Source organism: Streptomyces sp. NBC_00669 (genome assembly GCF_036226785.1).
In the GTDB taxonomy this organism is placed as follows: Bacteria; Actinomycetota; Actinomycetes; order Streptomycetales; family Streptomycetaceae; genus Actinacidiphila.
The window spans coordinates 2,360,001-2,371,111 of sequence record NZ_CP109018.1 but is presented as its reverse complement, the minus strand read 5'-3'; the positions used below and the strand labels follow the sequence as shown (position 1 = coordinate 2,371,111).

The following is an 11,111-nucleotide window of genomic DNA, read 5'->3' as shown; positions in this document are numbered from 1 at the left end:
TCGACGTACGCCGTCAGGCCGTTCGGACACCCTTTCCGCTCCTTCCCGCCCGAACCGCCCCGGACACGTCGCGGCCCGCACCACTGCGCGTAACGCCCCCGCACCACCGCGGTCCACCGCCCGCGCCCCCAACCGCCCCGCGGACGGACCCCGTTGCGCCGTACCCGGCACCGCGCGCCACCGCCCGCCGGGTCTTGCCGGCATCGGGGCGGCGACGCGCGTATACGATCGTCGTCATGCGCCCCGGGCGGATCATCTTTCTCAACGGCACGTCCAGTTCGGGCAAATCGAGCATCGCCCGCGAACTGCTGGCCATCCTCGACGGCGACCCCTACTTCCACATCCCGCTCGACGGGATCAACGCCATGCGTGCGGCCAAGGAGATCGCGCCCGACGCGCTCGACGCCGTCCTCACCCGGACCCGGATGGGATTCCACCGCGCCGTGGCCGGCATGGCCGCCGGAGGCAACGACCTCGTCGTCGACCACGTGCTGAGCGAGCCGTGGCGGCTGGACGACTGCCTGACCGTCCTCGCCGACGTCGAGGTCTTCCTGATCGGCGTGCACTGCCCGCTGCCCGAGCTGAAGCGCCGCGAGGAGTCCCGCTCCGACCGCCCGCCGGGCCTGGCCGCCTACCAGTACACCCGGGTGCACGCGCACGGCCTGTACGACTTCGAGTGCGACACCGGCACCGCGTCACCGCGCGAGTGCGCGGAACTCGTCAAGGAGTACGTCGAGTCACGCGTCGCCTGCGGCCGGCCGCCGACCGCGTTCCGGCGGCTGCGCGCGGCCCGCGCGGCACGTGCGGCCAGGTCGCTCGTGTGACCCACCACCCGGTCCTCGCGTGACCCACCCGGCCGTTGCCGGGCCCGCCCGGCAGGCCGCCGGCGGCGTCTCCCCGCCGAGGTGACCCGCGGGTAAGGGGGTCGACGCACCCTGGTACCCTGGGTGACGGTCACGTGTGTGCACGCACCACGTGACAGCGCCTCGCGAGTCATGTGAGATTCCCCCGCGATGTAGACCGGGGGCGCTCGCAGGCCGTAGACACCATGAGGAGTCCGTATGTCGCTCGACGTCGAGACGAAGAAGCAGATCATCGCCGAGTTCGGCACCAAGGAGGGCGACACCGGCTCCCCCGAGGTCCAGGTCGCACTGCTGTCGCGCCGGATCTCGGACCTGACCGAGCACCTCAAGACCCACAAGCACGACCACCACTCGCGTCGTGGTCTGCTGATCCTGGTCGGCCAGCGCCGCCGTCTGCTGCAGTACCTGGCCAAGAAGGACATCACGCGCTTCCGTGAGCTCCGCGAGCGCCTCGGCATCCGTGCCGGTGCGGCCGGCGTCCGCTAGGAAGCCGTACAGGGAGCGGTCCCCGTCCAACGGGACCGCTCCCTTTTCCGTACAGCGGTTCCGAGCAACCGTTCGACGGTTCTTCGACGGTTCCGGGGCACCCGCCCGCGGGCCGCGCACATGACGTGCGCGATCCGGCCCGCGTCTGGTGCAATGGGGCTGTTGACAACGAATGAGGAGGAGCGTCTTCCTATCCGCCGCATACGCCGGTCCTCGGTAGTGGCCCCCAGGTGGCAGCCGCCACCGGAGGCTTCGATCGAAGACCGGCCCCGGCTGGACGACGCACCTCCACCGAAGGCCCGGCAGGGACACGCCCTGCGGGCAAAGACGAGGAGAATTCCCATAGTGGAGAACGAGACCCACTACGCCGAAGCCGTGATCGACAACGGTACCTTCGGCACCCGCACCATCCGCTTCGAGACGGGCCGGCTGGCCCGCCAGGCCGCCGGCTCCGCCGTGGCCTACCTGGACGACGACACCATGGTGCTGTCGGCGACCAGCGCCTCGAAGCAGCCCAAGGAGCACTTCGACTTCTTCCCCCTCACGGTGGACGTCGAGGAGCGCATGTACGCGGCCGGCCGCATCCCCGGCTCCTTCTTCCGCCGCGAGGGCCGCCCCTCCGAGGACGCCATCCTCACCTGCCGCCTGATCGACCGCCCGCTGCGCCCGTCCTTCGTCAAGGGCCTGCGCAACGAGATCCAGGTCGTCTGCACGATCATGGCGCTCAACCCCGACCACCTCTACGACGTGGTCGCCATCAACGCCGCCTCCTGCTCCACGCAGCTGGCCGGCCTGCCGTTCTCCGGCCCCATCGGCGGTGTCCGGGTCGCGCTGATCAAGAACCAGTGGGTGGCGTTCCCGACCCACAGCGAGCTCGAAGAGGCCGTCTTCGACATGGTCGTCGCCGGCCGCGTGCTCGACGACGGCGACGTCGCGATCATGATGGTCGAGGCCGAGGCCACCGCGCACACCATCAAGCTGGTCGAGGGCGGTGTCGAGGCGCCGACCGAGGAGGTCGTCGCCGCCGGTCTGGAAGCCGCCAAGCCCTTCATCAAGGTGCTGTGCAAGGCGCAGTCCGAGCTGGCCGCCAAGGCCGCCAAGCCCACCGGCGAGTTCCCGATCTTCCTGGACTACCAGGACGACGTGTTCGAGGCCCTGGAGTCCGCGGTCACCGGCGAGCTGGCGCAGGCGCTGACCATCCCCGGCAAGCAGGCCCGCGAGGCCGAGCTGGACCGGGTCAAGGGCCTGGCCGCCGAGAAGCTGCTGCCGCAGTTCGAGGGCCGCGAGAAGGAGATCTCCGCCGCCTACCGCGCGCTGACCAAGAAGCTGGTGCGCCAGCGCGTCATCCGCGACAAGGTCCGCATCGACGGCCGCGGTGTCACCGACATCCGTACCCTGGCCGCCGAGGTCGAGGCCATCCCGCGCGTGCACGGCTCGGCGCTGTTCGAGCGCGGTGAGACCCAGATCCTGGGCGTCACCACCCTCAACATGCTCCGCATGGAGCAGCAGCTCGACACGCTCGCGCCCGAGACCCGCAAGCGCTACATGCACAACTACAACTTCCCGCCGTACTCCGTCGGCGAGACCGGCCGCGTCGGCTCCCCCAAGCGCCGCGAGATCGGCCACGGCGCGCTCGCCGAGCGCGCCCTGATCCCGGTCCTGCCCACCCGCGAGGAGTTCCCCTACGCGATCCGGCAGGTCTCCGAGGCACTGGGCTCCAACGGGTCCACCTCGATGGGCTCGGTGTGCGCCTCCACCATGTCGCTGCTGAACGCCGGTGTGCCGCTCAAGGCCCCCGTCGCCGGTATCGCCATGGGCCTGATCTCCCAGGAGATCGAGGGCGAGACGCACTACGTCGCGCTGACCGACATCCTCGGTGCCGAGGACGCCTTCGGCGACATGGACTTCAAGGTCGCCGGCACCAAGAAGTTCGTCACCGCCCTCCAGCTCGACACGAAGCTCGACGGCATCCCGGCCTCGGTGCTGGCCGCGGCCCTCAAGCAGGCCCGCGACGCCCGCCTGCACATCCTCGACGTCATGAACGAGGCCATCGACGTCCCGGACGAGATGTCCCCCAACGCCCCGCGGATCATCAGCATCAAGATCCCGGTGGACAAGATCGGCGAGGTCATCGGCCCCAAGGGCAAGATGATCAACCAGATCCAGGAGGACACCGGCGCCGACATCTCCATCGAGGACGACGGCACCGTCCTGATCGGCGCCACCGAGGGCTCCCAGGCCGAGGCCGCCCGGGCGACGATCAACCAGATCGCCAACCCGACCATGCCCGAGGTCGGCGAGCGGTACCTGGGCACCGTCGTGAAGACCACCACCTTCGGTGCCTTCGTCTCGCTGATGCCCGGCAAGGACGGACTGCTGCACATCTCGCAGATCCGCAAGCTCGCCGGCGGCAAGCGCGTCGAGAACGTCGAGGACGTCCTCGGCGTCGGCGCCAAGGTGCAGGTCGAGATCGCCGAGATCGACCAGCGCGGCAAGCTCTCCCTGATCCCGGTCATCGAGGGTGAAGAGGGCGACGACGAGAAGAAGGACGAGTCGGCCAAGTGACGACCCGCTCCACCGCAGTGACGGCCCGCCCCTCCACCAAGGGGCGGGCCGTCCGCACACGGACCCTGCTGCCCGGCACCGACGGCACCGGCACGGTACGCCGCTCCGTGCTGCCCGGCGGCCTGCGCGTCGTCACCGAGACGCTGCCCACCGTGCGCTCGGCGACCTTCGGCATCTGGGCCGGCGTCGGCTCCCGCGACGAGACCCCCGTGCTGGGCGGCGCCACCCACTACCTGGAACACCTGCTCTTCAAGGGCACCGAGCGGCGCAGCGCCCTGGACATCTCCGCGGCGATCGACGCCGTCGGCGGCGAGATGAACGCCTTCACCGCCAAGGAGTACACCTGCTACTACGCCAGGGTGCTCGACACCGACCTGCCGCTCGCCATCGACGTGGTCAGCGACATGCTCACCGGGTCCCTGATCCGCCAGGAGGACATCGACGCGGAACGCGGCGTCGTCCTGGAAGAGATCGCCATGACCGAGGACGACCCCGGCGACCAGGTGCACGACCTGTTCACCACCGCGCTGCTCGGCGACTCCCCGCTGGGCCGCCCCGTCCTCGGCACCGTCGAGACCGTCAACGGCCTCACCCGCGACCAGGTCGCCCGCTTCTACCGCAAGCACTACGACCCCACCCGGCTGGTCGTCGCCGCCGCGGGCAACATCGACCACGCCACCGTCGTCCGCCAGGTCCGCCGCGCCTTCGAACGCGCCGGCGCCCTGACCGACGCCGACGCCGTACCCCGGCCGCCGCGCACCGGCAGCCGTACGATCCGCGGCGGCGGACGCGTCGAGATCCTCGACCGGCGCACCGAGCAGGCCCATGTCGTCCTCGGCATGCCCGGCCTGTCCCGCACCGACGAGCGCCGCTGGGCGCTCGGCGTCCTCAACACCGCGCTCGGCGGCGGCATGAGCTCGCGGCTCTTCCAGGAGGTCCGCGAGAAGCGCGGCCTGGCGTACTCCGTGTACTCCTACACCTCCTCCTACGCCGACTGCGGCATGTTCGGCGTCTACGCGGGCTGCCAGCCGCGCCGCCTGCCCGATGTGCTCAAGATCTGCCGCGACGAACTGCACCACGTCGCCGAGCACGGCCTGACCGACGAGGAACTGCGCCGCGCCATCGGCCAGCTCTCCGGCTCCACCGTGCTGGGGCTGGAGGACACCGGCGCCCTGATGAACCGGATCGGCAAGAGCGAGCTGTGCTGGGGCGAGCAGCTGTCCGTGGACGACCTGCTGGCCCGGATCGCCGCGGTGACCCCGGGCGAGGTGCGCGAGGTGGCCCGCGATGTACTGGGACAGCGTCCCTCGCTGGCGGTCATAGGGCCGGTGAAGGAGAAGCAGGCCGCGCGGCTGCACGAAGCGATCGCGTAAGCCGTCACCCCGCCTGTCACCACGCCCGTCGGCCGCCAGCCGGCACGTACAGGCACCGTGTAACAACCGCACACCCTGCTGCGTGACCCTTACACCCGGAGGACTCCCCAACGATGAGCAAGCTGCGAGTGGCCGTCATCGGTGCGAAGGGCCGGATCGGTTCCGAGGCGGCCCGCTCCGTCGAGGCCGCCGACGACCTCGACCTGGTCGCCACGATCGGCCGCGGCGACCCGCTGGAGGCGCTGACCGACGCGGGCGCCCAGGTCGCCGTCGAACTCACCCACCCCGACTCCGTCCTGGGCAACCTGGAGTTCTGTGTCGGCCACGGCATCCACACCGTGGTCGGCACCACCGGATGGACACCCGAGCGGCTGGCCACCCTCCGCGGCTGGCTCGACGCCGCCCCCGGCACCGGCGCCCTGATCGCCCCCAACTTCTCCATCGGCGCCGTCCTCACCATGCGGTTCGCCCAGCAGGCTGCCCCCTGGTTCGAGTCCGTCGAGGTCATCGAGCTGCACCACGACAAGAAGGCCGACGCGCCCAGCGGCACCGCCACCCGCACCGCCCAGCTCATCGCCGCCGCGCGCACCGAAGCCGGCCTCCCGCCTCAGCACGACCCCACCACCCACGGCCTCGACGGCGCCCGGGGCGCCGACGTCGACGGCGTCCCGGTGCACTCGGTACGGCTGCGCGGCCTCCTCGCCCACCAGGAGGTCCTCCTCGGCGGCACCGGCGAGACCCTCACCATCCGCCACGACTCGCTGCACCACAGCAGCTTCATGCCCGGCATCCTGCTCGCGGTCCGCACCGTACCGGGCGTGCCCGGCCTCACCTTCGGCCTGGAGCACTTCCTGGCCGACGGGCCCGCCGCGGCGGACGGCTCCCCGGCCACCGGGCACCAGGGAGCCTGAACCGATGCGCGCCAAGCTCAGCTACACCGTCTCCGCGGTCGTCCTCGTCTTCTACTTCGTGCTCGTCGGCGACCGCGGGGTGCTGCTGATCGCCGACGGCCGGCCGGTCACCGTCGCCTTCGGCGTCGCCGTCCTGGTCCTTCCGCTGATCGGCGCCTGGTTCCTGTGGCACACCACCCAGTTCGCCCGACACGCCGGACGGCTCGGCCGCGAACTCGAAGCCGAGGGCGGCCTGCCCGTCGACGAACTGGCCCGCACCCCCAGCGGCCGTATCGACCGCGCCTCCGCCGACGCGGTCTTCGCCAAACGCCAGGCCGAGACCGAGGCGGCCCCCGACGACTGGCGCAACTGGTTCCGCCTCGCGGTCGCCTACTTCGATGCCCGGGACACCCCTCGCGCCCGCAAGGCGATGCAGCGCGCCATCCGGCTCCACGACGCCGAGGCAACCGCCGCCACCCGCACACCCGGAACATCCCCGGCCGCCGGCCGGACCGGCGACCGCACCCCCAACGGCGCGTAACCGTACGACGAGGGCCTCAGGAGTCCGGCGCCGCACCCGCGAAAGGTGAGCGGGGAAGGGGAGCACGTCGGCACCGGCGGGACGGCTCGACCGGGGGAGCGGCTACCGCAGCTCCAGGGACCAGCCCTCGATCGCGTCCGCCGCGACGTCGAACGCCTCGGATCGCCCGAGGAAGTCCGCGTTGTGATCGGTCATCAGGGGCCGCAGCGTGGACCCGCGCCGGCTGATCAGCAGCGCCTGCCCCTGCACGCTGCGCGGCAGCCCCAGCACCCGCACCGGCTGCTGCGCCGTACGCACCGACGTCACCTGCTGCCAGGGCACCGTGACCGTGCCGAAGTACCCGACCTGCCGCAGGCCCTTCCCGCTCAGCCACACCCCCATCCGCAGCAGCCGCAGCGTGGCCGCGATCACCAGCGCCGCGAGCAGCACCAGCACGCCACCCCCCTGCACGCTCTTCGCCGCGACCATGATCAGCGCGGCGAACAGCAGGTACGCGGCGAGCATCAGCGCCAGCGCGGCGATCGCGACCCGCCAGGGTCCGGGGCGGTACGGGCGCATCCAGCGGTCCTGGACGTCGTGCGGCAGCGGACGGCCGGTCGCGTACTCGTCGTCGACGGTGGCTACGGAGCGGAAGGGCAAGGACACGCGGAGAATCCTCTTCGGCTTCTGTCAGGTGCGGGGGCTCTGACCGGTGAGGTTATCCGTCCCGGCCACCGTGGCCAAGCTCCGGGGCGGGCCCGGTGCCTGCGACCGCCGGTCGGACCCACCCCATAAGCTGAGCGGCGCACAACAGACAACAGGAAGGACCCGCCGGTGTCCACCGACCCGCCCTCCACCGAGGCCGCCCCCGCCCGCTTCCGCGACGACGTCACCGTCGAGCTCGTCAAGCACAGCGCGTCCGACTCCGACGTCCTGTGGGCGGCCCGCGTCTCCACGGCGGGCGAGCAGTCCCTCGAAGAGTTGGCCAAGGACCCCGACCGCTCCAAGGGCCTGATCAACTACCTCATCCGGGACCGCCACGGCAGCCCCTTCGAGCACAACTCGATGACCTTCTTCATCAGCGCCCCGATCTTCGTCTTCCGCGAATTCATGCGCCACAGGGCCGGCTGGTCCTACAACGAGGAATCCGGCAGGTATCGCGAGCTTCAGCCGGTGTTCTACCTGCCGGGGGCGGATCGGAAGCTGGTGCAGCAGGGCCGGCCGGGCAAGTACGAGTTCGTCCAGGGGAGCGAGGAGCAGCGGACAGCGGCACTCGCCGTGATGGCGGAGTCGTACCAGCAGGCGTACGCGGCGTATCAGGAGCTGCTGGCGGCCGGTGTGGCGCGGGAAGTGGCGAGGTCGACGCTGCCGGTGGGGTTGTTCTCGTCGATGTACGCGACGTGCAACGCGCGGTCGCTGATGCATTTCCTCGGGTTGCGCACCCAGCACGAACTCGCCCGGGTCCCGTCGTTCCCGCAGCGGGAGATCGAGATGGTCGGCGAGCTGATGGAGGCGGAGTGGGCGAAGCTGATGCCGCTCACCCACGCCGCGTTCAACGCGAACGGCCGAATCGCCCCGTAAAAAATGTCCGATGTGTTCGGATTGCAGGCATTCGCGAAGTTCATCTAGGCTGCGGAAACGGACTCCGGTGCTGCTTGAACCCCCGAGCAGGCAGCGCTGGAGTCCTCACCGTGGGTCCCGCCGCCCGCACCCGCAGGTACCGTGGCTGCACAGCCGCACACACACCCAGTAACGTGGGATGCATGGCTCCGACTTCCACCCCTGACGCCCCCTTCGGGCGGGTGCTGACCGCGATGGTCACGCCGTTCACCGCCGACGGCGCGCTCGACGTCGACGGCGCACAGCGGCTCGCCGCCCACCTCGTGGACCAGGGCAACGACGGACTCGTCGTCAACGGCACCACGGGCGAGTCGCCCACCACCAGCGACGACGAGAAGGACCGGCTGGTCCGAGCCGTACTCGAAGCGGTGGGTGACCGCGCACACGTCATCGCCGGCGTCGGCACCAACGACACCGCGCACAGCGTCACCCTCGCCCGCCAGGCCGAGCAGGCCGGCGCCCACGGCCTGCTCACCGTCACGCCGTACTACAGCAAGCCCCCGCAGGAGGGCCTGTACCGGCATTTCACCGCCATCGCCGACGCCACCGGCCTGCCGGTCATGCTCTACGACATCCCCGGCCGCAGCGGCGTTCCCATCGACACCGAGACCCTGGTCCGGCTCGGCGACCACCCCCGGATCGTCGCGAACAAGGACGCCAAGGGCGACCTCGCCGCCGCGAGCTGGGCGATCGCCCGCAGCGACCTCGCCTGGTACTCCGGCGACGACATGCTCAACCTGCCGCTGCTGTCGATCGGCGCGGTCGGTTTCGTCTCCGTCGTCGGCCACCTGGTCTCCACCGAGCTGCGCGCCCTGCTGGAGGCGTACACCAGCGGCGACGTCGCCAAGGCCACCGAGATCCACCAGTGCCTGCTGCCCGTCTACACCGGCATGTTCCGCGCCCAGGGCGTCATCACCACGAAGACCGCCCTCGCGCTGCGCGGACTGCCCGCAGGCCCGCTCCGGCTCCCCCTGGTCGCCCTCGGCGACCAGGAGACCGAGCAGCTCAGGAAGGATCTCGCCGCCGGCGGGGTACACCTCTGAGCACGCCCGGAGCACACAGGACTTCACAACTGAATACAGCAGCACTTCGCGAAATCCGCCGGACACTGACCCGAGCGGATCACGCGCGGACCACGAAAACGTCGGAAAAGAAATCCGAACGCGGCACCACCATTCGAACATCGGAACAGCGTCGCGCCGGCCACGGCCCCCACGAGGGGCCCTCTGGCATGCGCGGTAAGGAGAAACCCTTTGAGTCATCCGCACCCTGAACTCGGTCCCCCGCCGGCACTCGCCGAGGGCGGTCTGCGCATCACACCGCTCGGCGGCCTGGGTGAGATCGGCCGCAACATGACCGTCTTCGAATACGCCGGCCGGTTGCTGATCGTCGACTGCGGTGTCCTCTTCCCCGAAGAGGAACAGCCCGGAGTCGACCTGATCCTCCCGGACTTCACTTCCATCCGTGACCGGCTGGACGACGTGGTCGGCGTCGTCCTCACCCACGGCCACGAAGACCACATCGGCGCCGTCCCCTTCCTGCTCCGCGAGAAGGACGACATCCCGCTGATCGGCTCCAAGCTCACCCTCGCCCTGGTCGAGGCGAAGCTCCAGGAGCACCGCATCCGCCCGTACGCCCTTGAGGTCAAGGAGGGCGACCGGGAGCGGATCGGCCCCTTCGACTGCGAGTTCGTCGCGGTCAACCACTCCATCCCGGACGCGCTCGCCGTCGCCATCCGCACCCCGGCGGGCAACGTCGTGGTCACCGGCGACTTCAAGATGGACCAACTCCCGCTCGACGGGCGCCTCACCGACCTGCCGACCTTCGCGCGGCTCGGCGAGGAGGGCATCGACCTGCTCCTCGCGGACTCCACCAACGCCGAGGTCCCCGGCTTCGTGCCGCCCGAGCGCGACATCTCCCAGGTGCTGCGGCAGACCTTCGCCAAGGCGGAGAAGCGGATCATCGTCGCCAGCTTCGCCAGCCACGTGCACCGCATCCAGCAGGTGCTCGACGCCGCCCACGAGCGCGGCCGCAAGGTCGCCTTCGTTGGCCGCTCCATGGTCAGGAACATGGGCATCGCCCGCGACCTGGGCTATCTGAAGGTGCCGAGCGGGCTCATCGTCGACGTGAAGGTGCTCGACGACCTTCCCGACGAGAAGGTCGTCCTGGTCTGCACCGGCTCCCAGGGCGAGCCCATGGCCGCGCTGTCCCGGATGGCCAACCGCGACCACCAGATCCGCATCGTCGAGGGCGACACCGTGGTCCTCGCCTCGTCCCTCATCCCGGGCAACGAGAACGCGGTCTACCGCGTCATCAACGGCCTGACCCGCTGGGGCGCGAACGTCGTCCACAAGGGCAACGCGAAAGTGCACGTCTCCGGCCACGCGTCGGCCGGCGAGCTGCTGTACTTCTACAACATCTGCAAGCCGCGCAACCTCATGCCGATCCACGGCGAATGGCGCCACCTGCGCGCCAACGCCGACCTCGGCATGCTGACGGGTATCCCCAAGGAGCGCACCGTCATCGCCGAGGACGGGGTCGTCGTCGACCTCGTCAAGGGCAAGGCGAAGATCGTGGGCAAGGTCCAGGCCGGCTACGTGTACGTCGACGGCCTCTCGGTCGGCGACATCACCGAGACGCACCTCAAGGACCGCCGCATCCTGGGCGAGGAGGGCATCGTCTCGGTCTTCGTCGTGGTCGACAGCAGTACGGGCAAGATCGTCGGCGGCCCCAACATCCATGCCAGGGGCTCCGGCATCGACGACGACGCCTTCGCCGCGGTCATCCCCAAGAT

10 protein-coding genes (1 of these 10 only partly in view) are annotated in these 11,111 nt (G+C 70.4%); 9 read left to right on the top strand and 1 reads right to left on the bottom strand.

The features are described from left to right. Window positions 1–236 precede the first annotated feature (236 nt). The 6 genes from OG896_RS09365 (at window position 237) to OG896_RS09340 (ending at window position 6,718) form a co-directional block, all read left to right on the top strand. Window positions 237–824 carry a chloramphenicol phosphotransferase CPT family protein gene (locus OG896_RS09365; RefSeq protein WP_329364091.1) on the top strand — a complete coding sequence of 196 codons (588 nt, stop codon included), beginning with the start codon at window positions 237–239 and terminating at the stop codon, window positions 822–824. 237 nt (window positions 825–1,061) lie between these two features. Next, window positions 1,062–1,349, top strand: a complete 288-nt coding sequence (gene rpsO, locus OG896_RS09360; protein ID WP_033173003.1) for a 30S ribosomal protein S15 — start codon at window positions 1,062–1,064, stop codon at window positions 1,347–1,349. Between the two features lie 345 nt (window positions 1,350–1,694). Beyond that, window positions 1,695–3,914 carry a polyribonucleotide nucleotidyltransferase gene (locus tag OG896_RS09355; RefSeq protein ID WP_329364089.1) on the top strand — a complete coding sequence of 740 codons (2,220 nt, stop codon included), beginning with the start codon at window positions 1,695–1,697 and terminating at the stop codon, window positions 3,912–3,914. Further along, window positions 3,911–5,287 carry a M16 family metallopeptidase gene (locus tag OG896_RS09350; protein ID WP_329364087.1) on the top strand — a complete coding sequence of 459 codons (1,377 nt, stop codon included), beginning with the start codon at window positions 3,911–3,913 and terminating at the stop codon, window positions 5,285–5,287. Before OG896_RS09355 ends, OG896_RS09350 begins: the two co-directional genes overlap by 4 nt. A 113-nt stretch (window positions 5,288–5,400) precedes the next feature. After that, complete coding sequence (gene dapB / locus OG896_RS09345; protein ID WP_329364086.1) at window positions 5,401–6,198, top strand: 4-hydroxy-tetrahydrodipicolinate reductase; 798 nt, start codon at window positions 5,401–5,403, stop codon at window positions 6,196–6,198. Window positions 6,199–6,202: 4 nt separating this feature from the next. Then, window positions 6,203–6,718: a hypothetical protein gene (locus OG896_RS09340; RefSeq protein WP_329364084.1), complete on the top strand. Its 516-nt coding sequence runs from the start codon at window positions 6,203–6,205 to the stop codon at window positions 6,716–6,718. 102 nt (window positions 6,719–6,820) lie between these two features. Here the strand turns inward: OG896_RS09340 and OG896_RS09335 are convergent, their stop codons facing one another. Then, a complete protein-coding gene (locus tag OG896_RS09335) occupies window positions 6,821–7,363 on the bottom strand; it encodes a hypothetical protein (protein WP_329364083.1) in 543 nt (180 codons plus the stop codon). 168 nt (window positions 7,364–7,531) lie between these two features. On the opposite strand from OG896_RS09335, the gene thyX reads away from it, so the two are divergent. The 3 genes from thyX to OG896_RS09320 form a co-directional block, all read left to right on the top strand. Beyond that, entirely contained in the window at window positions 7,532–8,278 is a 747-nt protein-coding gene (thyX, locus tag OG896_RS09330; RefSeq protein WP_329364081.1) for an FAD-dependent thymidylate synthase, read from the top strand. 182 nt (window positions 8,279–8,460) lie between these two features. Further along, window positions 8,461–9,360: a 4-hydroxy-tetrahydrodipicolinate synthase gene (gene dapA, locus OG896_RS09325; protein ID WP_328470160.1), complete on the top strand. Its 900-nt coding sequence runs from the start codon at window positions 8,461–8,463 to the stop codon at window positions 9,358–9,360. A 210-nt stretch (window positions 9,361–9,570) separates the two neighbouring features. After that, window positions 9,571–11,111: the 5' portion of a ribonuclease J gene (locus OG896_RS09320; protein ID WP_328470162.1), read on the top strand. 145 nt of this gene lie beyond the right edge of the window; only the first 1,541 of its 1,686 coding nucleotides appear in the window; it begins with the start codon at window positions 9,571–9,573; its stop codon lies off the right edge, out of view.

Bases quoted from the DNA above. Each gene is read 5' to 3' on its own strand.
- OG896_RS09365 (WP_329364091.1), top strand. From the start codon at position 237: ATGCGCCCCGGGCGGATCATCTTTCTCAACGGCACGTCCAGTTCGGGC.
- rpsO (WP_033173003.1), top strand. From the start codon at position 1,062: ATGTCGCTCGACGTCGAGACGAAGAAGCAGATCATCGCCGAGTTCGGC.
- dapB (WP_329364086.1), top strand. From the start codon at position 5,401: ATGAGCAAGCTGCGAGTGGCCGTCATCGGTGCGAAGGGCCGGATCGGT.
- OG896_RS09340 (WP_329364084.1), top strand. From the start codon at position 6,203: ATGCGCGCCAAGCTCAGCTACACCGTCTCCGCGGTCGTCCTCGTCTTC.
- dapA (WP_328470160.1), top strand. From the start codon at position 8,461: ATGGCTCCGACTTCCACCCCTGACGCCCCCTTCGGGCGGGTGCTGACC.